Consider the following 19,386-nt stretch of genomic DNA (forward strand, 5'->3'; position numbering starts at 1 on the left):
TCTCCCCGTGTCCGGCCACAATATCCCGAAAAGCGCCAAGGAGATCGTGATGACCGATGGGAACAGGCTGCTTGCCGTGGAGGGGCTCCACGCAACCTACAATCATGCCATCACCGCATTGCATGGGGTCACTTTTTCGCTCGGACGGGGGGAGATCCTTGCCGTTCTCGGTGCGAACGGCGCTGGCAAGACGACGACGCTGAAGGCGGTTTCCAACCTCCTTCCGACCGAACGGGGGCAGGTGCTCGCCGGTCATGTCCTGTTTGACGGTCGTGATGTCACGCGCGAAACCCCGGCAAGCCTTGTCCGTCTCGGTCTCGTGCAGGTGCTCGAAGGTCGCCATTGCTTCAAGACACTGACGGTCGAGGAAAACCTGGTCTCCGGGGGCCTTGGCCGATCCGCCACGCGCACTGAAATCGCGACCGACCTTGAGAAAATTTACACGCATTTCCCAAGACTTAAGGAAAAGCGCCGGGTGCTTTCCGGCCTCACTTCGGGCGGCGAGCAGCAGATGACGGCCATCGGCCGGGCACTGATGTCGCGGCCGCGGCTGCTTGTCCTCGACGAACCGTCAATGGGGCTGGCGCCTCTCATCGTGCAGGATATTTTCCGCACGCTGAAGCGCCTTAATCGCGAAGAAGGGCTTTCGATCCTGGTCGCTGAACAAAACTCAGCAGTCGCGCTGACCTATGCCGACCGGGCCATCATTCTGGAAAACGGCGTGAGCGTGCTGTCAGGCACGGCCGCCGAACTCAAGGCGCGCGATGACGTGAAAGCCTTCTATCTGGGCCAGAAGCCAGCCGCGCTCGTCACGCATATTCACTGAAAATCAAAGGAAAGAGGAGACATGGCATGACCATTTCCAACGTGAAGACGAAAGATGCGGCTCAAGGCGTTCCCGCCGTGCCGCGGCCGAGTGAGCCGGCACACATCATCAAGAGCGATGCCGAAGCGATCGAAGTCGCGAAAAAACTCGCCGCCGAAATTGCCCCCGGCGCAGCCATTCGCGATCGCGATCGCATCTGGCCGGTAAAGGAACTCGATGCCTTCTCGCAAAGCGGGCTCTGGTCGATCAACGTGCCGAAGAAGTTCGGCGGTCCTGAAGTCTCCTATGCGACGCTCGCCAAGGTGATCGAGATCGTCTCCGCGGCCGATTCCTCGATTGGCCAGATCGCGCAAAACCATCTCGGCGTCGTTGCCGCGATCCGGACGGTGTCCGATGAGGCTCAGCAGACGCTGCTTTTCGCAGAAGTGCTGCGCGGCACACGCTTCGGCAATGCCTTCTCCGAATTCGGTTCCAAGCGGGCGGCGGACTTCGAAACGAAGTTCGTCGATGCGGGCGACCATGTGATCGTCAACGGCCAGAAATTCTACTCCTCCGGCGCACTTCTCGCCCATCTCGTGCCCATCGTTGCGCTCGATGAAGAAGGCCGCGCCTGGTATGCGATTGCCGAGCGGGATGCACCCGGATTGACCGTCATCGACGACTGGTCATCCTTCGGGCAGCGCACGACGCTGTCCGGTACGGTGATCCTGAACAATGTCAAAGTGCCGAAAACCCATCTGGTTCCCGGCTATAAGGGTTATGCGGAACCCACTGCGGATGGTGCGATTTTCCAGATTATCCAGGTCGCGGTGGATACGGGTATAGCGCAGGCGGCAATCGATGAAACCATCTCCTTCGTGCGCACCAAGAGCCGTGCATGGGTGGATAGCGGCGTAGATCATGCCTGGGATGACCCCTACACGATCCAGGCTGTCGGCGATCTGACGCTGCGACTGCATGCGGCCCAGGCGCTGCTTGAAAAAGCCGGTTATGCCATCGATCGCGCCATCCGGAACCCGAATGCTGACACGGTCGCCGAAGCGCAGATCGTGACGGCCGAGGCGAAAATTCTCTCGACAGAGATTGCCATTACGGCGACCAACAAGCTGTTCGAACTTGCGGGCACCCGCTCCACGCTTGCAGAGCATCACCTCGATCGCCATTGGCGCAATGCCCGTACCCACACGCTGCACGATCCGGTCCGGTGGAAATATTCCATCCTCGGCAAGTACTTCCTCAATGGCGAGAAGCCGCCACTTCACGCCTGGAGCTGACAAAACTCTGGAGCCCGGGGCGCGCAAGGCGCCCCGGTTGGCAATTGACCTTGCTACATCCGCCAGCAGTAATGAGATATAGTGACGTGATGAGACGGTGCCCCTCAAGCGCGTTTCCAATCAAGCGCCCCGTAACGAGGAGCTTTGCCGGAAACCTCGGGAACATAGAATAGTGGTGACGATGAGCCTTATGCGCAGGAAGCGGAAAACGCTTTTTAGGGCCTTCCAATCGTGCAGGGCACAGATCTCCTTGGGGAGAACCTAGAGGCAATGAATTCTCTTGTTCCCATAGCTTCTGCCCGCCTGACCGTGGCAGTTGTCGGCGGTGGCTTCACCGGCGCGGCAATGGCAATGCATCTGGTAGCCGGCAACGGATACCCGACTGATACATCCGTTGTGGTCATCGAACCTCGATCGGAGTTGGGCCGTGGCTTGGCCTATAGCGCAACCGATCCGGCGCATCGGGTCAACGTTCCCGCTGCAAGAATGACGTTGTTTCCGGATATTCCCGATGATTTCGAGCGTTATGTTGGCGGTATTCCGACCCGAGACGATGCCGAGCTCATAGGACACGATGGCTTGCCTTATCCCAAGCGGTCTGTCTTCGGCGAATACGTCTCGGCACGGATTCAACCGTTTTTGGATGACGGCCATATCAGACACTGGCGGACCAAAGCGATCTCGGTGTCACAAAAAGGAAACCGCTATGAGATTGCGGGGGCTGACGGTACAGCGCTCATTGCGGATATAGTCGTGCTGGCCGTCAGCCATCCACCACCTTCTTTGCCTCGGGTGCTTCAGCCCTTCAAAGATGATCCCAAGCTAATTGCGGATGTCACCGTGACCGATGCGATCGAGGCCGTCGAGACTGGAGATCGTGTTCTCATCGTCGGAAATGGCTTGACCTCCGCCGATGTGGTTGCCTCGCTCAAGAGACGGGGCCATGTCGGCCAGATAACGTCTTTCTCTCGCAGGGGCTTGCGGTCTCGCGGCCATGGCCCCGTCGGGCAGGAGCCTTTCGGCGATTTCCTGTCTGAACCGTTCACCTCTGCAAGCAAGTTGCTCCATAAGGTTCGCCAAACGCTGCGAGAAGCAGAGGAACGGGGAATGACGTGGCATAGCGTCGTGGATGCGCTGAGGGCGCAGGGGAGGGACATATGGGGAAATCTGCCTGTCATTGAGAGACGGCGCGTTGCCCGACACTTGCGGCCGGTCTGGGATGTGCATCGCTTTCGCATCGCGCCGCAAGTCGAGGCTGCTGTGGAGCAGGCGATCGCGAGCGGCCAAATGGATGTCCGGGCTGCCTCGCTTTCTTCCGTGACACGGATAGACGCCGGCTACAGGGTGACGTTGCGACCCCAGCGCGCCAAGTCTCTCGAAACGCTTGATGTCGATGCGATCGTCGTCACCACGGGCCCGGCGCATGGCGGCATTCTTCAAAGCCAAGCCATGCTTCGAGAACTTGAGCAGGCGGGCCTGTTGCAACCCTGCCCGACCGGGCTTGGCATCTTGGTTGATGCCAAGTCTAATCCCGTATCGGCTTCAGGCGAGAGCACGACTTCACTCTTTATTGCCGGGCCGCTTGCACGCGGCACTTTCGGAGAACTGATGGGGCTGCCGCAGGTTACCGAGCATGCAATCTTCGTCGCGCAGCGTATTCGCGACCTGATCGATGAATGTGGGATTTCGCATCGCACGGGCCAGACGGTGGAAGGCTGACGGCCCGCTGTTTCTTGAATACATTTCCTCCACTCTTTGAGAAAGCCTTGGGACGATAATTCCATCAAATTCGCCATGCTTTGCGAGGCCCTCAGGACGGTGTACGGTGAAAGCATACAAACGAGCTCCTGGCTCAGGGGGAGCTCGCCCCCTGCTGCCAGCGCGCTGCCTTACGGGAGATGAGACCATGTTCACGCACATCATGATCGGAAGTAATGATCTGGAGCGGTCAAGAAACTTCTACGACGCCACGTTCGCTGCATTGGGCGGCAGGCCCGGCGAGATGGATGCGAGAGGCAGACTGATTTATGTCCACGAAGGCGGACGGCTGATGATCACGAAACCGATCGACGGCAAGGCGGCGACCGTTGCCAATGGCGGGACAATCGGAATCGCCGCCCTGAGCCGCGAGCATGTTCTGGCGTGGCACGACGCCGGTGTTATGCACGGCGGCACATCGATCGAGAGCCCGCCGAATGAGCGCCCGAACGGGGCCTTCGTCGCTTATCTTCGTGATCCGGACGGACATAAACTGAGCGCACGATCTCAGCCGACAAAGTAACGCAGCGCCAATAGCGCTGGTATTCTGACAGCTGTTGTGGGTTGGTCTTTCTTGCATAACTTTTGCAGCCGGATCTGCCACCACATTAATCGCCACATTACACTCAACATCCACGCATCTTGGAACCTGCCATCGGCGGATTAAGACGGGCAAAGCCCTCCTGACGATGATAGGGGAAATGCGGATATGGCGGCGTCAAGACGCTCGCATTGTCCAGGAGAGCAATCTGATCATCGGTGAGATGCCAACCGACCGCTCCGAGGTTCTGCCGGAGCTGCTCTTCGTTTCGCGCTCCCATGATAATGGAAGACACCGTGGGCCGGCCTGTAAGCCAGTTGAGCGCCACCTGCGCAACTGTTTTGTCGACCTGTCTTGCGACGTCTTCAAGGGCGTCAACGACGCGGTAGAGATGCTCCTCATCGACCGGAGGACCAAAGCTTGCGGTTTCGTGAAGACGACTGCTCTCCGGCAGGGGAGCGCCGCGCCTAATCTTTCCCGTGAGCCGCCCCCAGCCAAGCGGACTCCAGACGAGTGCTCCAAGGCCTTGATCCATACCCAGTGGCATCAGATCCCACTCGTAGTCTCGGCCGAGAAGGGAATAGTACACCTGATTGGCAATGTAGCGAGGCCATCCGTACGCATCGGCAACCGCCAGCGACTTCATGATTTCCCATCCCGAAAAATTCGAAATGCCGACGTAGCGGACCTTTCCCGCCCGAACGAGCGTATCAAGGGTCGACAAGACTTCTTCGACGGGCGTCCGGGCGTCGTAGGCATGAAGTTGCAGGATGTCTATATAGTCCGTCCGAAGCCGGCGAAGTGCGTCTTCGACCGATCTGATCAAGCGAAACCTGGAGGAACCCGCATCGTTCGGCCCATCTCCCATAGGCAGGCTGGTCTTCGTCGATATCAGCACGGTCTCGCGACGACCTTCCAGCGCTGCACCCAGCACCTCCTCCGATGCACCGTTCGAGTAGACATCTGCGGTATCGAACAGATTAACGCCTGCTTCAACGCAGATATCGATAAGTCGCCTTGCCTCGGTGACATCGGTCGTGCCCCACGCACTGAAAAGGGGACCTGCCCCTCCAAACGTGCCTGCTCCGAAGCTCAGGACCGAGACTTTGAGGCCTGATCGGCCAAGAGAACGGTATTCCATCTGGTCTTCCTTTCTTGAGAAATGGAAGCGACTTGCGCCACCTGATGGGGAAGAGATAGGAGATCCGGCTTTCGTGATATAGATTGCGGGCGGGAACAACATTTGTGAAATCAGGGACCAGATGGCTCGAGCGGAAGTCAATCGATCCGGAGAAATGGAAGTCTTCGTGCAGGTTGTCGAGCGCGGTGGCTTCTCGTCAGCTGCTCGCAGCGTCGGAATGACACCGTCGGCGGTGAGTAAACTGGTCGCGAGACTGGAGGCGCGGCTGGGTACCCGTCTCATCAATCGCTCGACGCGCGTGTTCAAGTTGACTTCGGAAGGCTGCGTCTTTTTCGAGCGCGCTACGCGTATCCTGGCAGACATCGAAGATGCCGAGCGGATCGCCAGTGCGGGAGAGGTGCCCAGTGGCCGCCTCCGCCTGAGCACCAGCGCCTCCTATGCCACCCATGTCCTCGCCAGCATACTCCCGGAATTCCTGGAGCGATATCCTGAAATTACCGTCGATATCGTACAAAGCGACCTTGTCGTCGATCTGCTTGAGGAGCGAATGGACGTTGCGGTTCGAGCAGGCCCGCTTAAAAGTTCGAGCCTCGTCGCGCGCAGGCTTGGCGATACTGCAATGACGATCGTCGCTGCTCCCTCCTATGTCGACCGGCGTGGCCTGCCCCGGACTATCGAGGAGCTTGAAAGGCATGACAGGCTGGGCCTTGGTTACACCCGCTCGATGGATGGCTGGCCGTTAATATCGGCAGGCGCGACGATTTTTGCCCCAGTCGTCGCCCGTGTCCAGGCCAATGACGGCGAGGCGCTGCGCCAGCTGGTACTCGCTGGAAATGGAATTGCCCGCCTCGCCAACTTCACGATGCGCGATGATTTGAGGGCCGGCCGACTGGTGCCGGTGCTCGACGAGTATAATCCTGGGGACCGGGAGGAGTTTCATGCCATTCATATAGGGCAGGGTGGCCCGCTGCCTTCCAGAGTGCGCGCTCTTCTTGATTTCCTGGCCAAACAAGGCAAAGTTACATAGCAGAGAAACCCGCCTATCGGGGAGGATACCCTCGCCCGAACTCGAGTCGACGTCTCGCGTTAGGTTTCAAGCACCGGCATGTTTGTCCCGCGCCATTGAGCTAAAATGAACTTGATCTGCTCGTAGAGCGCAAAAAATCAGATCTAAAGCGCGTCAAATCCAAAGGAAAAATCCTGGCCGTCCCGCTCCCTTATGCGGCAAAAGCCAAAGATCTTTTCATGTAAACGAGCAGTCGTGACAAGACATAACTCCTTGCGATCCTGCGTAAAATAGAACGCCTCGTCCCTGCCAACGAGGCCGTCTGTGTTGCGGCGTCAAAACGGACTGGCGCTGACGCTATGCAGATTTCAGCCCCACCAGAACCCGATGATCTGTCGCCAATTCCCAATGCCTTCAAATAAGAAATCGCGCACTTTAAAAACAGGCTTGATTGTTTGTAAGTTTAATGCAGATTTGAGTTATGCCCGGAATGCGGCAGCAAAAACAAATGCACAAAAAGTAGTCGGAACGACACGAGGGAACTGATGGTAACTGGGAAGGAGCTGCAGCAGCCGGCTCGGCGTAAACGCACGCAAAGTGAGCGGTCTGAGGATACGCGGAAGGCCATTTTCGATGCGACGATTAACCTCCTGTACAAAACGGGTTTCAACAAGACGTCCACTCCCGAAATTGCCCGCAGGGCGGGTGTGTCTCGCGGCGCGCTGACCCATCATTTTAGCAGCAAGGAAGACCTTGTCATCGGCGCTGTTGCCGATGACCTGACCAGCGTCAATAGGCGGCTGGCAGACTTTGCTGAGGCGTTCGGATCCGGTAGCGGCTCGACCGACGAGATCGTCGATTATCTCTGGAAGACGATGTTCGACAGACTGTTCTATGTCACGCTCGAATACCTTCCGGAAGCGCGCCACAATACCGGTTTTCGCAACGGACTCATTCCGCTCGTGCAGGAGTTCCATGACAGGCTGGACGATATCTGGACGGCGCTTGCGACTTATCGCAACGTCGATCCGGCCAGCGTGCGCATCGTCATGAACGCAACCATGTGCCTGATCCGCGGCATGATTGCCCAGACGGTGCTGCGACCAGCGGACCCGACCTATTACGAAAACCTTCTGACGTTCTGGAAACAACAGGTGAGGGCTTATTTTGCAACGCTTGCCGACGATGCGGAGCGCCAGCCATGAAGCCTCTTCTTCAGGTAAAAAATCTCGAGCGCGCTTTTTACGGAGTGCGGGTTCTGAACGGCGTCGACATCGAGGTGATCGACGGGTCGATTACCGGGCTGATCGGGCCGAATGGTGCCGGGAAATCGACGTTTTTTAATTGCATTTCAGGTCTCTACATGCCTGACAGCGGCTCCGTGAGCTTTGCAGGCGTCGACATAACCCGCCTCAGCCCGCAGGAAAGAGTATCGACGGGCCTGGTGCGCACTTTTCAGCTTGCCCGTGGTTTTCCCAAACTCAGCGTTTTCCAGCACCTGATGCTTTATGGTCAGGATCATCCGGGCGAAGGCCTGTTTGCCAGCATCACCGGCAGCGCGGCCGGCAAGCGGCGCGAGGAGCAGCTTGCCGAGGAAGCCATCTCGATTGCCCGCCGGTTGCGCCTCACCCACGTTCTGGACAATCCGGTCACTGCCCTGTCGGGCGGGCAGAAAAAACTGGTGGAAATAGGCCGTGCGCTGATGGCGAAGCCCCGGCTCGTGCTGCTTGACGAGCCGATGGCGGGCGTCAACCCGACGTTGACGGCGGAGATTGCCGATCACTTGCGCAGCCTCAATGCCGAGGGTGTCACAATCTGCCTCATCGAACATGACATGAAGCTGATTGGCAGCCTTTGCGACCCGGTCATCGTCATGGCGGAAGGGCGCAAATTGACCGAGGGCAGTTTCGATACCGTCGTCGCCGACGAGCGGGTTCAGGAAGCATATCTGGGCGGAAGGCATTGACGATGTTGAAGGCAGAAGGCCTGGTGGCCGGTTACGGGGCCGCCGAGGAAATTCTCAAAGGCGCATCGGTCGAGGTGCATGCGGGCGAGATCGTTACAATCATCGGCCCCAACGGCGCGGGGAAATCAACCCTGCTAAAGGCGATCGCCGGGCTGGTTCCGCTGAAAGGCGGCAGCGTGGTGATGAATGGTGCGGATTTGACCAGAAAAGATGCGTTGGGCAGATCGAAAGCCGGCCTCGCCTTTGTGATGCAGGAAAAAAACGTCTTTGGTACCATGTCGGTGGCGGAAAATCTCGAGATCGCCAGCTTCGGTAATCCTTCCGGCATGTCGCAAAGGCGCGAGAGCGTCTATGGTCGTTATCCCATCCTTGCTGACAAGCGCAAAGCGCTTGCGCGTACACTGTCCGGTGGCCAGCGGCAATTGCTGGCAATGGGAATGGGCCTGATGACCGAGCCGAAGCTTTTGCTGCTGGACGAGCCGACGGCCGGGCTTTCCCCGAAGGCGGCTGAAGAGCTGTTTCACGCTATCATCGAACTGAACCAGTCCGGCCTGCCCGTGCTGATGGTCGAGCAGCACGCGCTTGAGGCGCTCGAAATATCCACACGCGGCTACGTCATCGTCACCGGTCGCAACGCCGCCACCGGCGGCGGCCCGGAACTCGCCGCCGACCCCGAAATCCGTCGCCTGTTTCTGGGTGGCTGACATCGAATTGCCTGACATTCATTATTAAAAAAAAGGGAACAACGCATGAGCAGCTTTAAAATCAATCGTCGTGGTTTCATGGTCAGCGTCGCTGGTCTGGCCGCAACCGGCCTGTTGCCGCAGGGCGTTCTGGCGCAGACAGGCCCGATCCGGCTTGGCGCGCTGACGCCGTTGACCGGTTCCGGCGGTCCATACGGCCCGGTCATGGTCAAGGCCATCCAGGCTGTTGCCGCCGAGGTCAACAATGCAGGCGGTGTCCTCGGTCGTCAGATCGAAATCATTTCCGAAGACGACCAGACCAACCCCGAGGCGGGGGTGCGCGCCGCCCGCAAACTGGTGGATGTCGACAAGGTTTCGGCGATCCTCGGCACATGGGCATCCTCCGTCACCACAGCCGTTGCGCCGATCTGCTGGGAATCCGGTACATTGCTTGCCACCGTATCGGGTGCCGACGCCATCACCGCGCTGCCGCACCAGGGTTACATCATCCGCACCCAGCCGACGACCATTCTTCAGGGCCGCAAATTCGGCGAATTCGCCGTCGAACAGGGCGTGAAGAAGCTATTCTTCTTCTCGCCACAGACGCCGTTTGCCGAAAGCCAGTTTAACAACATAACCGCCGCCGTGACAGCTGCGGGCGGTGAAACCAAATCGATGATCTATGACGACAAGAAGCCCTCCTATCGCAGTGAGGTCGACGAGATGCTCGCCTATGAGCCTGACGTCATCGTGCTTGGCGGTTACGCAGCCGATACGACCGTTCTGCTGAAGGACATCTACCGCTCCGGCTACGAAGGCAAAAAAATCGCCTTCGCCTATTCGGTGAACCAGAAGCTGATCGACAGTGTCCCGGCGGAAATAGTGGAAGGCATCTACACAATTGCGCCTTCACCCGCGCAGTCGTCCACCGCTTACAAGCGGCTTGTGTCGCTGATCGGCGTCGAAAATCCCGATCCCTACACAACGCAGGTCTATGACCAGACCAATCTCGTCATCATGGCGATGGCTAAGGCTGGTGCAGCGGACGGAAAATCCATTCGCGACGCCATCCGTTCGGTCTCCCAGGGCAAGGACGGCGAAATCGTGGATAACGCGCTCGATGGCCTAAAGCTGATCGCCGCCGGCAAGGCCGTCAATTACGAGGGCGCCTCCGGCCCCTGTGACTTTACCGACACCGGCGACATTTCCGACAGCCAGTTCCGCTACGAACAGGTGGAAGACGGCAAGCTCAAGCTGCTGAAAATCGCGTGAGGCATTGATGACAACCCTCGCTCAGGCGATACTCAACGGGATGATGACGGGAATGCTCATCGCTATTCCCGCCCTTGGCCTCACGGCGATCTTTGCCGTGCTGCGTTATGTCAACTTTGCCATAGGGGCCTATGCCACGGTTGGCGCTTTTGCAGCCTGGTATGTCAATACCAGGCTGGGGCTAGGTGTGTTCCCATCGGCGCTCGTCGCCTTCGTGGCGGGCGGGATCGTCGGTCTCGTGGCAGAGCAGACGGCGCTCGCAAGGCTTCGGCCATCGGGCGCACTGGCCGTGGCCATCGCCTCAATTGCCGTCAATCTCATTCTCGAAAATGTCATCCGCTTCATTTTCGGCAATGATCTTCAGGGCTTCGATCTGCCTGTCGCACGCGACTGGCGTTTTTCCGGCCTGCGCCTCGGCCCGCAGCAGCTGCAGACGGCGGCGATCGCCATTGCAATCATGGCGGCGGTGTTTCTCTTCCTGCGGTTCACACGCTTCGGCAAAGCCATGCGGGCAGTGGCAGATAATCCCGATCTCGGCAGATTGCTGGGCATGGATCCCTCGCGCATCGCCATGATCACCGTTGCTCTCGGTGCAGGGCTGGCGGGCGTTGGCGGTGTGCTGCTCGGCCTCGATACGGCCATCGATCCGATGACCGGCTCGCGCCTGCTCTTGTCCATCTTCGCCGCCGCCGTGCTGGGCGGGCTCGGCTCGATCCCCGGCGCCGTCGTCGGCGCGGTGATGATCGGCATCGGCGAGGAACTGGCCGTTCTCGTGCTGCCCGCCACCTATCGTTCCGCCGTCGGTTTCGCGACAATCCTGCTTATCCTGTCGCTGCGGCCTGCGGGAATACTGGGTGAAAGGAACACCTGATGCTGTCATATCTGCTTTTCACGCTCACGCTCGGCGGCATTTACGGTCTGCTGGCGCTCAGCCTCAATCTCATCTGGGGTGGCGTGGGCATGGTCAATCTGGGGCTTGCCGGCTTTTTCGCCGTGGGTGCGTATGTTTCGGCACTGGTGGCGATAGCGGGGGTTCCGCTGCCGCTGGCAATGCTGCTCGCCTGCGTCATCGGCGCGCTGGCAGGTGTCATCGCCACCTTTGCAACCATTCGCCTGCGCGGCGACTACCTCGCCATCGTCACGCTCGGCTTTGCGGAAGTGGTGCGCATGGTCGCGCTGAACGAACGCTGGCTTACCCGCGGTTCCGACGGCATTTCCGGCATTCCGGCACCCTTCCGGGCCGAACTCGGCATAGACGGTTTCAACCTGTTCTATCTCGCGCTCGTCAGCGTCATCGTTCTCATCGTCTTCTTCGCCATGCGACGCATCGATGGATCGCCCTTCGGGCGTGTTCTCAAAGCTATTCGCGAGGACCAGGAACTGGCGACATTCGCGGGCAAATATGTTACCCGCTTCAAGATCCAGACCTTCGCGCTTTCCGCGGCGATCGCCGGACTTGCGGGCGCACTCTACGGACATTTCCAGACTTATATCTCGCCCGACCACTTCCAGCCGCTGATTACCATTTACATCTTTCTGGCTGTCACCGCAGGCGGTGTCGGCCGGCCGCTCGGCGCGCTGGCCGGCGCTTACCTCGTCGTATTCTTCCTTGAGGCGACACGCTTCCTTGGAGAAATCTTTCCCGGCCTCCAGCCTGGACAAGTCGCCGCGGTGCGCGAAATTCTCGTCGGACTGGCGCTTCTGGGCGTGCTGCATCTTCGCCCGCAGGGTCTTTTGCCCGAACGTATCGCCCCCGCACCCAAAACGGAGACATCACCTTGACCAATCTTCTCGCGGCTCTTTCAAGCCCCGGACAGCCGCAAACGCTGTATAGGGCGCTGGAAAAACACCTCTCGGAAACCATCGGCTTTGGCCTCTTCACTCTCCTCTACCGGGACGGTCAGGAGGTCGCCCGTGTTTATTCGACCAACGAAGAGGCTTACCCAGTCTTCGGCCGCAAACAGATGGGGCCAACGCCTTGGGGTGAAAAGGTAATAGATCGCCAGGAGGCATTTCTGGGTCCCGACAGAGAAGCCATCATCTGGGCCTTTTACGATCACGACCTGATTTTCAGCCTCGGACTTGGCGCGGTCATCAATATTCCCGTCGTTTACGATGGCGAGACAATCGGCACCATGAACCTGCTCGACAAAAGTGGCGCTTACACGCAGGAGCATCTGCGCCAGGCGCAGGCCGTGGCGCCGCTTCTCATCCCCGCCTATCTGGAAGCGCGTCGTCGCTGAAACTTTCCCAGGAATGAACCTATGACTGCTATTATTTTCGAAAATGCCCGCATCGTCGATGGCACCGCCGACCGCCCGTCCGAACCCGTTCAGGTTCTAGTTGAGGGCGGTTCCATCCGCGAGGTGGAAAAGAACATTGCCTCTGCCTCGGCGCAGCGCATCGACCTTTCAGGCAAGACGCTGATGCCAGGCCTGATCGATGCTCACGTTCACGTCGTTGCCTCAACCGCCGATCTCGGCCAGAATGGTATGCTGCCAGATGCGCTGGTGACGGTGCGCGCCTTCAAAATCATGGGCGAGATGCTGGCGCGTGGGTTTACTACCGTTCGCGATGTTGGCGGTGCAACCTCCGGTCTCGTGGCCGCAACCCTTGAGGCCGCATGGCCCACACCACGCCTGAACATTTCCGGGAAGGCGCTGGCCCAGACGGGGGGCCACTGTGATTATCGCGGTCCCTATAATGACGACCAGACGCGCACACGCGGCTTTGCGCTCGGTGCGTTGGGCCGCATCTGTGACGGCGTGCCGGACGTGCGAAAAGCGGCGCGCGAAGAACTGAAGAGCGGCGCGAACTTCATCAAGATCATGGCCAATGGTGGCGTATCTTCGCCCACGGATCCCATTCATTTCCTCGGTTTTTCCCGCGAAGAAATCCTTGCCGTCGTTGAGGAAGCTGAAAATGCCGGAACCTATGTTTCGGCCCATCTTTATACTGACCAGGCCATTCGCCGCGCGGTGGAGTGCGGTGTTCACTCGCTCGAACATTGCAACCTCATCGGCAGCGAAACGGCAAAATTTGCCGCCGAAAAAGGTGCTTTCGCCGTCCCGACGCTTGTTACCTATGACAAATTGTCCAGCGAAGGCGCCGCCATGGGGCTGCCTACCGCCTCCATCGCAAAGGTAGATGACGTGCGTCTGGCAGGCATGGAATCGCTGACCATCATGCGTGAGGCCGGGCTGCAAATGGCCTATGGCAGCGATCTGCTTGGCGGCATGCATGTTTATCAGTCGGAAGAATTCGTTATTCGCGGGCGTGTCCTGCCAGCAGTAGAGGTTATCGCATCGGCAACGCATATCGCAGCCCGCCTGTTGCGCATGGAAGGCAAAATCGGCGCAGTTTCGCCGGGGGCTTATGCCGACCTGATTGTGGTCGACGGCAACCCTCTCGAGGATCTCACATTGCTGACCCATCAGGGCGCTTATATGCCAATGATCATGAAGGCTGGTGTCTTCATCAAGCGCTGATTGCCTGTTGCCGACTTCAGCTGACATTCTGTACGCCCGACCAAGGCCGGGCGTCTAACAGTCCGGGGTCTTGCGCGCCCGATAAGCCGCGAGGGCTTCGCGTCATTCTGCCGGGCGCTTGCGAGCTCGGCTCGCGATTGCCGCTACGAAATGCGCACTGGCTTCGTCGTCCAGAACCATAACCGCACCTAAGACACGCGCAAAAATCGGCAGGCCGCGTCTTCGACCGCGACGGCTAACAAGGGATCGTGGGGGCGACACCCAGTCGGAAGCAATCTCGTCGGACATTATTTGATGCCGAACCCCAGGCGACGCAATGTCTGGCTCAGTTCCGCGCGACCCTTCAGGGCATCGGTGTCCTTGACGCGCTGTGCAATGGGCGCTGTCCAGCCGTTTTGTGGCAGGCCCTGTTTTTCCTGAAACGTCTTAAGCACCGCGTCATAGGAATCGAGATCATCCCGTGCGGCATCCGAATAGGTTTCATGAAACAGGATGGAAGATTGTGGCAGGCGCGGTTTGACGTCAGTCTTCACGTTCGGGTCGGGATAGCCCACGGTAAGGCCAAAGACAGCAACCGTCTCGGCGGGCAGGTTCAGTTCGCGGGATATGTCTTCCGGTCTGTTGCGAATACCGCCAACGTAGCAGGAACCAAGACCGAGTGAATCGATAGCGGCAACAGCGTTCTGCGCAGCCAGTGCCGCATCGATGGCACCGATTAGGAAGCTTTCCAGGTAATCCAACCCTTCTGCGTTGTTGCCATGGTTTGAAGCGACCGTTCGCAGCCGCTTGAGGTCTATTAGCCAGACGAGGAAAACAGGTGCATCCTTAATATGGGCGTTGCCGCCCGTGAAACCCGCCAGTCGTGCCTTGCGCTCCTTGTCCTGCACCGCCACCACACTCCACGCCTGAAGATTGGATGATGTCGGGGCAGATTGCGCGGCTGCGACCAGAAGTTCCAGGCTGCCCTCCGGCAGAGCCTTCGGCAAATAGGCGCGAGCGGTACGGTGGTTCAGCAAGGCGTCGATCGTATCATTCCAGAAAGGCGGAGAAAAATCGGCCTGCGTTCCGTAACGGGCCTCGACGCGCTGCTGTGGGATTTCCGGTTTGGCGATCGGTCTGGACAGGGTCATCGGGTGAAACTCCATAAAGTTGGGCGCGGGAGGATGGGCTCGAGGTGCGGATTAGAAGAGCTGCGAAATACTCGCCATTTAATATGCCTCGCCAAGGTATCTGCCGAGCAATGTCCTTCTCATTTGCGATTTTTCGATGAAACAACATTTCTGCAGGAGGTCTGAAACGACCGTCGGCAAGATTTATTCGCATTTCACCATGGGTTCCAGAGACGCAACGAAGATCCAGATCAATGCCGTAAGCCAGCGCAAGTTTTGGTGCCCCGTTCCCTATGTATCGGAATAAAATTCCGCAAGTAACGATTTCTTTGGGCGACAGGAAGAATTTTCTTCTTAGTAATGCGCTGCTTTGCCCTGATGCTTTCCTCATCGAAACGACGTTTTCAAACGGGGATTTTCATGACGATAGGACGCCGCCAGTTCAACAAAATGCTTCTTCTGGCAACGGCAGGAACGGCCCTGCCGGGTTCGGTATTCGCCGCAAGTGGCGATGCGAGCCGGCCCGTCTCCGGCGGCACGCTTAAGCTGCTCTATCGTGTCGATCCCGGCAACGCACTTTTCGCCATCAACACATCGTCAGGCACTGGGCAGGCGATCGGCCCGAAGATCGTTGAAGGTCTTCTGACATTCGATTTCGACCTCAATCCGCAGCCGTTGCTGGCAACGGAATGGTCCGTTTCCGACGATCATCTGCGCTATACGTTCAAACTCAGGCCCAACGTGAAATGGCATGACGGCAAAGATTTTACATCGGAAGACGTTGCCTTTTCGATTTTCCGCCTCAAGGAGGCGCATCCGCGAGGCCGCATCACGTACCAGAACGTTCAGGCGGTGGAGACACCGGATCCCCTCACTGCAATTATCGTTCTGTCCAAACCGGCACCGTTTCTGATTGCTGCGCAATCGAGTTCGGAATCGCCTATCGTGCCGAAGCATATTTTCGAAAAGCTGAAGCCCGCCGATGGCCAGACGCTTCAGACCGCTGTCGGCACCGGCCCCTTCAAACTGACTGAATGGACGCCGGGGAGCCATCTGATCTTCGATCGAAATCCCGATTATTGGGATCCGGGCAAACCTTATCTCGACCGTATCATCCTTCGCATCATCACCGACCCGGCCGCACGGGCCGTGGCGCTGGAAACGGGTGAAGTCGATCTTGGCGACAACCCCGTGCCGCTGGCGGATCTCGAACGGCTGAAGCAGAACCCCGATCTCGTTCTGGATACGAACACCTATGCCTATGCGGGTCCGCAGCAACAGTTGTTCTTCAATTACGATAACGAAATCTTCCGCAAGAAAGATGTGCGTCTCGCCATTGCGAAGGCGATCAGCCTCGATGAAATCGTCAATGTGGCGCTCTTCGGTTATGCGCAGATATCACCCAGCCCCGTCAGCACGGCCCTTCCCAACTGGTATGATGCATCGGTCAAGGCATATGCCTACGACCCGAAAGAAGCGGAAAAGTTACTCGATGCTGCGGGGTATCCGCGTAAGGAGGACGGCAAGCGTTTTCCCGTGCGGTTGACCTACAATTCGTATCTGACGCCCGGCTTTGCCGATGTTCTTCGCAGCCAGCTCGAAAAGATCGGAATTGCCGTCGAAATCCGCAAATACGACCTGCCGACCTATCTGAAAACTGTCTACACGGACCGTGCCTTCGATCTGGTGGTGGAATCCCTCTCCAACACCTTCGACCCGTCGCTCGGCATACAGCGTGCCTATTGGAGCAAGAATTTCAAGATCGGACTGCCATTTTCCAATGCGGCAAACTACGCCAATCCGGAGGCGGATGCGCTTCTTGAGGCGGCCGCCATCGAACCGGATCCCAAGAACCGCTGGGTAACCTGGAGCAAGTTCCAGCATCTCATCCATGACGACGTCGCCTCCGTCGATCTCGTAGCGGCGGGAAGCCAGATCGTGGCGCACAAGCGGGTCAGGAACTACGTCACCGGCGCGCAAGGGCTGAACTGGAGTTTCGGCGACCTATGGCTCGATCCGACCGCTTGAAACCAGATGCGAAAAACCAGAATTTGTCAGGAGGATATGCAATGTCCGTACATGCTGTAACCAAAGACCGCCTCATCGAGTGGCTGAGAGATGGCAAGGAACTTGCCGTTCTCGACATTCGCTCCGCAGGGGAGGTGGGGTATGCTTCGCCGCTGTTTGCGACCAACCTTCCGGGTGAAAGCCTGGATACCGAAATCGACCGCTTCATTCCGCGCCCTGCCGTGCGGACGGTTCTTGTTGATGACGGGGAGGGCAGTGCCGAGCGGGCGGCGGAACGGCTTGCCGCCAAAGGATGGAGCGATATTCATTTTCTCCGTGGTGGAATCCCGGCGTGGAACGAGGGCGGCCTTGACGCCCTGCCGACATTCGATATTCCCGGCGTTCCTTTCGCCCAAAAGGTGAGAAGTGAAAAGAAAACGCCAGTGGTTTTCGCCCGTGAACTGAAGGCGTGGCAGGAAGCCGGCGAGGATGTTGTCGTCATCGACACCCGCACAATAGCGGAATATGAAAAGGCGCACGTGCCGGGCGCCATCGGCGTACCCGGTGCCGAACTTCTGCTGCGTTTTTCCGACCTCGTGCCATCACCCGACACAAGGGTTGTCGTTTCCTGCGCGGGCCTTCCGCGCGCAATTCTCGGCGCACAGACATTGATCGACGCCGGTGTCGAAAACGATGTCAGCTATTTGCACGATGGGACGCGCGGCTGGACAGATGACGGGTTTGAACTGGAAAAGGGGCGTTCACGGATCTATGCGCTTGCCAGTGACAACGCGAAAGATGCCGCAAGGGCGCGCCTGGAAACACTCTCCCACAATGACGAACTGCTGTTTATCGATCGGGCAACAGCCGAAACGTGGCGGCGTGACACGACCCGAACGACTTATTTTCTCGACGTTCGAACGCCGGAAGAGTTCGCGGCGTCCCATCTGCAAGGTTCGATTTCGTCGGAAGGCGGGCAGCTTCTCGGTGTTGCCTATCGCACAATTGCCGTGCGCGGAGCGCGGGTCATTCTCGTGGACGACCTGCTTGGCGCACGCGTCAGGGTCGTGGCGCATTGGCTGCAACGTCGCGGTTTCGAAATCGCTCTTCATCTGCACGACTTCGAACAGGGTGTCGAAGCGGCAGCCGCTTAGGCTGACTTGATTTTTGAGAGCGTTTATTGAGACAGGAATTCGCCAGGCCGGAAAGATAGCCGGGACGCTGGTCATGGCAGACGAACAGCCTCGATAAAGCTGCCCAGTATTTCTGTCTTCAGACGGATCCAATCATGAAGCGCGATGTTGCAAGCATCCAGCAAACCATAGCGCGCTAGGAGTAACGGATGAGCTTCCAACTCTTCGACCTTTCGGGGATGGGGTCGTCTCAGGGGATCGGTTAAGGATGTGATATTCGGTTGTTCCTCCCGGGGATGGAAAGCTCTCTTGGCGTTCGCCGCGCAGTCTAGTAGAGCAAGTATCACGATATTGACGAGCCACACCGGGTCAAACATATACGCCAGAACTGGCGGATCGACCTCCAAAAGAAGGCGATTGTAAACCGTATGAAACACAAGTCGCTCTATATTTGGCTGCTGATACTAGCTGTCCCTGTGTCGGTTCTGATAGCAGCTCAAGTCGATACAAGTTCTACACCATCAATCGGCGGCGGAGGCTACGACCTTGGTCCGTTTGTGTATTCCTGGTTATTGATAATTTTCACGGCACTCTGGTCTCTGTGCGCTTTTGTTGCAGCGCTGCTTAAGAAAGGCCGAGCTTCCTCTTTTCGCGCTTTCGGCCTGGCAGGCTTTGGTGTTCTCGTCTTCACTGTAATGATGCTTTTTTACGGAGAAAACCTTTCATAACTGCTCGTCCTGAAAGCGCTTCGATAGTCTGGATCGGGAGAATGCCCAAGGTGACGGCCTATAGAACCACTCATCGTTTGCACCTGCGCGTATCGCTTAGGTCCAGTCAGGATTGAAAGAACATCGCCTATTCGACAAATCGAGTTCCATAATATATGTTATGCGATTATCGTATGTAGCCGCAAAGTTAAAGTGTCCTGTTTCTGCAAAGTTGGAATGTCACACTCCCCGGACCTGAATGATACCGGGGAGATTGCGGATGGGATTGATCATGATGAGCGAGCGCGATTTGCAGCGGATCGAGGTTTTGTCGAAGGTCGTTGATGGCCGCATGACCATCGTCGCAGCGGCGCATGTGCTGGCAATCAGCGCCCGGCATGTTCAGAGACTGATTGGTCGTATTGAGGCTACCGGCGCTGCCTCGATCAGACACAAGGCAATTGGTCGCCCGTCG

Annotated in this window: 19 protein-coding genes; 17 read left to right on the forward strand and 2 right to left on the reverse strand. The window is 58.1% G+C overall.

What is annotated here, in order from left to right; all coding sequences use genetic code 11:
• The first annotated feature begins 49 nt into the window (after positions 1-49).
• The 4 genes from F617_RS0125330 to F617_RS0125345 all read left to right on the forward strand — a co-directional run bounded on the left by F617_RS0125330 (position 50) and on the right by F617_RS0125345 (position 4,381).
• Entirely contained in the window at positions 50-826 is a 777-nt protein-coding gene (locus F617_RS0125330; RefSeq protein WP_026331068.1) for an ABC transporter ATP-binding protein, read from the forward strand.
• A gap of 26 nt (positions 827-852) precedes the next feature.
• A complete protein-coding gene (locus F617_RS0125335; RefSeq protein WP_019567197.1) occupies positions 853-2,100 on the forward strand; it encodes an SfnB family sulfur acquisition oxidoreductase in 1,248 nt (415 codons plus the stop codon).
• A 270-nt stretch (positions 2,101-2,370) separates the two neighbouring features.
• A complete protein-coding gene (locus tag F617_RS0125340; RefSeq protein WP_019567198.1) occupies positions 2,371-3,819 on the forward strand; it encodes an FAD/NAD(P)-binding protein in 1,449 nt (482 codons plus the stop codon).
• Between the two features lie 187 nt (positions 3,820-4,006).
• The gene (locus F617_RS0125345) at positions 4,007-4,381 is read left to right on the forward strand and encodes a VOC family protein (protein ID WP_019567199.1); all 375 of its coding nucleotides are present in this window, start codon (positions 4,007-4,009) and stop codon (positions 4,379-4,381) included.
• Between the two features lie 103 nt (positions 4,382-4,484).
• Here the strand turns inward: F617_RS0125345 and F617_RS0125350 are convergent, their stop codons facing one another.
• On the reverse strand, positions 4,485-5,540 hold the full coding sequence (locus F617_RS0125350; protein ID WP_019567200.1) for an aldo/keto reductase: 1,056 nt from the start codon (positions 5,538-5,540) through the stop codon (positions 4,485-4,487).
• Between the two features lie 121 nt (positions 5,541-5,661).
• Here F617_RS0125350 and F617_RS0125355 point away from each other — a divergent pair, with 121 nt between their 5' ends.
• The 9 genes from F617_RS0125355 (at position 5,662) to F617_RS0125395 (ending at position 13,955) form a co-directional block, all read left to right on the forward strand.
• A complete protein-coding gene (locus tag F617_RS0125355) occupies positions 5,662-6,567 on the forward strand; it encodes a LysR family transcriptional regulator (protein WP_026331069.1) in 906 nt (301 codons plus the stop codon).
• Positions 6,568-7,091: 524 nt separating this feature from the next.
• The gene (locus F617_RS0125360; protein ID WP_019567202.1) at positions 7,092-7,751 is read left to right on the forward strand and encodes a TetR/AcrR family transcriptional regulator; all 660 of its coding nucleotides are present in this window, start codon (positions 7,092-7,094) and stop codon (positions 7,749-7,751) included.
• Entirely contained in the window at positions 7,748-8,512 is a 765-nt protein-coding gene (locus tag F617_RS0125365; RefSeq protein ID WP_019567203.1) for an ABC transporter ATP-binding protein, read from the forward strand. Before F617_RS0125360 ends, F617_RS0125365 begins: the two co-directional genes overlap by 4 nt.
• A gap of 2 nt (positions 8,513-8,514) precedes the next feature.
• Complete coding sequence (locus F617_RS0125370) at positions 8,515-9,216, forward strand: ABC transporter ATP-binding protein (RefSeq protein ID WP_019567204.1); 702 nt, start codon at positions 8,515-8,517, stop codon at positions 9,214-9,216.
• Between the two features lie 45 nt (positions 9,217-9,261).
• Positions 9,262-10,467, forward strand: a complete 1,206-nt coding sequence (locus F617_RS0125375) for an ABC transporter substrate-binding protein (protein WP_019567205.1) — start codon at positions 9,262-9,264, stop codon at positions 10,465-10,467.
• Between the two features lie 7 nt (positions 10,468-10,474).
• Positions 10,475-11,338, forward strand: a complete 864-nt coding sequence (locus tag F617_RS0125380) for a branched-chain amino acid ABC transporter permease (RefSeq protein WP_019567206.1) — start codon at positions 10,475-10,477, stop codon at positions 11,336-11,338.
• Complete coding sequence (locus F617_RS0125385; protein WP_019567207.1) at positions 11,338-12,249, forward strand: branched-chain amino acid ABC transporter permease; 912 nt, start codon at positions 11,338-11,340, stop codon at positions 12,247-12,249. Before F617_RS0125380 ends, F617_RS0125385 begins: the two co-directional genes overlap by 1 nt.
• Positions 12,246-12,710: a GAF domain-containing protein gene (locus F617_RS0125390; protein WP_019567208.1), complete on the forward strand. Its 465-nt coding sequence runs from the start codon at positions 12,246-12,248 to the stop codon at positions 12,708-12,710. Before F617_RS0125385 ends, F617_RS0125390 begins: the two co-directional genes overlap by 4 nt.
• 21 nt (positions 12,711-12,731) lie before the next feature.
• Complete coding sequence (locus F617_RS0125395; protein WP_019567209.1) at positions 12,732-13,955, forward strand: amidohydrolase family protein; 1,224 nt, start codon at positions 12,732-12,734, stop codon at positions 13,953-13,955.
• Between the two features lie 287 nt (positions 13,956-14,242).
• Here the strand turns inward: F617_RS0125395 and F617_RS0125400 are convergent, their stop codons facing one another.
• A complete protein-coding gene (locus tag F617_RS0125400) occupies positions 14,243-15,085 on the reverse strand; it encodes an NADPH-dependent oxidoreductase (RefSeq protein WP_019567210.1) in 843 nt (280 codons plus the stop codon).
• A gap of 399 nt (positions 15,086-15,484) precedes the next feature.
• Between F617_RS0125400 and F617_RS0125410 the strand changes: the two genes are divergently transcribed.
• The 4 genes from F617_RS0125410 to F617_RS0125430 form a co-directional block, all read left to right on the forward strand.
• Positions 15,485-17,092, forward strand: a complete 1,608-nt coding sequence (locus F617_RS0125410; protein WP_026331071.1) for an ABC transporter substrate-binding protein — start codon at positions 15,485-15,487, stop codon at positions 17,090-17,092.
• Between the two features lie 41 nt (positions 17,093-17,133).
• Positions 17,134-18,225: a rhodanese-like domain-containing protein gene (locus F617_RS0125415; protein ID WP_019567213.1), complete on the forward strand. Its 1,092-nt coding sequence runs from the start codon at positions 17,134-17,136 to the stop codon at positions 18,223-18,225.
• A 407-nt stretch (positions 18,226-18,632) separates the two neighbouring features.
• Entirely contained in the window at positions 18,633-18,932 is a 300-nt protein-coding gene (locus tag F617_RS0125425) for a hypothetical protein (protein ID WP_019567215.1), read from the forward strand.
• A 259-nt stretch (positions 18,933-19,191) separates the two neighbouring features.
• Positions 19,192-19,386: helix-turn-helix domain-containing protein (locus tag F617_RS0125430; RefSeq protein WP_026330941.1), on the forward strand; the 195-nt coding region annotated here is incomplete at its 3' end.

It is taken from the genome of Agrobacterium sp. 10MFCol1.1, assembly GCF_000381165.1.
In the GTDB taxonomy this organism is placed as follows: domain Bacteria; phylum Pseudomonadota; class Alphaproteobacteria; order Rhizobiales; family Rhizobiaceae; genus Agrobacterium; species Agrobacterium tumefaciens.

Bases quoted from the DNA above. Each gene is read 5' to 3' on its own strand.
- F617_RS0125330 (WP_026331068.1), top strand. From the start codon at position 50: ATGACCGATGGGAACAGGCTGCTTGCCGTGGAGGGGCTCCACGCAACC.
- F617_RS0125335 (WP_019567197.1), top strand. From the start codon at position 853: ATGACCATTTCCAACGTGAAGACGAAAGATGCGGCTCAAGGCGTTCCC.
- F617_RS0125340 (WP_019567198.1), top strand. From the start codon at position 2,371: ATGAATTCTCTTGTTCCCATAGCTTCTGCCCGCCTGACCGTGGCAGTT.
- F617_RS0125345 (WP_019567199.1), top strand. From the start codon at position 4,007: ATGTTCACGCACATCATGATCGGAAGTAATGATCTGGAGCGGTCAAGA.
- F617_RS0125350 (WP_019567200.1), bottom strand. From the start codon at position 5,540: ATGGAATACCGTTCTCTTGGCCGATCAGGCCTCAAAGTCTCGGTCCTG.
- F617_RS0125355 (WP_026331069.1), top strand. From the start codon at position 5,662: ATGGCTCGAGCGGAAGTCAATCGATCCGGAGAAATGGAAGTCTTCGTG.
- F617_RS0125360 (WP_019567202.1), top strand. From the start codon at position 7,092: ATGGTAACTGGGAAGGAGCTGCAGCAGCCGGCTCGGCGTAAACGCACG.
- F617_RS0125365 (WP_019567203.1), top strand. From the start codon at position 7,748: ATGAAGCCTCTTCTTCAGGTAAAAAATCTCGAGCGCGCTTTTTACGGA.
- F617_RS0125370 (WP_019567204.1), top strand. From the start codon at position 8,515: ATGTTGAAGGCAGAAGGCCTGGTGGCCGGTTACGGGGCCGCCGAGGAA.
- F617_RS0125375 (WP_019567205.1), top strand. From the start codon at position 9,262: ATGAGCAGCTTTAAAATCAATCGTCGTGGTTTCATGGTCAGCGTCGCT.
- F617_RS0125380 (WP_019567206.1), top strand. From the start codon at position 10,475: ATGACAACCCTCGCTCAGGCGATACTCAACGGGATGATGACGGGAATG.
- F617_RS0125385 (WP_019567207.1), top strand. From the start codon at position 11,338: ATGCTGTCATATCTGCTTTTCACGCTCACGCTCGGCGGCATTTACGGT.
- F617_RS0125395 (WP_019567209.1), top strand. From the start codon at position 12,732: ATGACTGCTATTATTTTCGAAAATGCCCGCATCGTCGATGGCACCGCC.
- F617_RS0125400 (WP_019567210.1), bottom strand. From the start codon at position 15,085: ATGACCCTGTCCAGACCGATCGCCAAACCGGAAATCCCACAGCAGCGC.
- F617_RS0125410 (WP_026331071.1), top strand. From the start codon at position 15,485: ATGACGATAGGACGCCGCCAGTTCAACAAAATGCTTCTTCTGGCAACG.
- F617_RS0125415 (WP_019567213.1), top strand. From the start codon at position 17,134: ATGTCCGTACATGCTGTAACCAAAGACCGCCTCATCGAGTGGCTGAGA.
- F617_RS0125425 (WP_019567215.1), top strand. From the start codon at position 18,633: ATGAAACACAAGTCGCTCTATATTTGGCTGCTGATACTAGCTGTCCCT.